The 690-nt window shown below is 64.8% G+C and carries 1 protein-coding gene; it reads right to left on the bottom strand.

The window, feature by feature from the left end; genetic code table 11:
- The coding region (tnpC, locus tag ACS8Y6_RS18385; RefSeq protein WP_440856244.1) for an IS66 family transposase at window positions 1–690 on the bottom strand (690 nt) is incomplete at both ends.

Raw genomic sequence — 690 nt, 5'->3', positions numbered from 1 at the left:
CGGCCGGGTTTTATCCAGCCAGGCCTTGAGCGCATCGAGTATCGGCTGGCTTTGTTCGGCTCGGGCGCCCAGGCGCTCGGCATCGCTGGCGTGTTTGAATTCGCGTTCGACGCGGTAGAGTTTGGCGAACAAGGCAATCGCCTGATCGGCGCGACCGGATTTGTGTTGCGGCTGGGCCCGCTTGGCCTCGACGAACTTGCGTCGCGCATGGGCCATGCATGTCAGATGTGCCACCCCCTCGCGTCGCGCCACGGCGTTGTAGCCGCCATAGTCATCGGTCATCAGATAACCACGCCATCCTTCGAGCAATCGCTTGGGCACCTCGCCCGCACGGCTGGGGTCATAATCGAACAGGACGATCGGCTGATGCGGCGGCCCGCCGCGCTGCACCCACATATAACTTTCGGATGTCGGGGATCGGCCCGGTTCCTTGAGCACCTGGATACGGGTCTCGTCCATATGGATGACCGCCGACTCGAGCATGATATCGCGCGCCAGGTTGAACAGCGGCTGCAACGCCCGGCTGGTCTGGATCGTGGCCCGGGCCAGACTCTGGCGCGGCACCTCGACCCCATGGCGCCCCAGCACCTTGGCAAACCGGTGCAGCGGCAGACCGTCGACGTACTTGACGGTCAGCAGCATAGCCAACAGCCCGGCACTGAACTGGCTGCGCGGCAGGACCCGCGGCAC

It is taken from the genome of Salinisphaera sp. RV14 (genome assembly GCF_052044135.1).
Lineage (GTDB): Bacteria > Pseudomonadota > Gammaproteobacteria > Nevskiales > Salinisphaeraceae > Salinisphaera.
The sequence above is the reverse complement of the archived record's forward strand: the minus strand, read 5'-3'. Positions and strand labels throughout refer to the sequence as shown.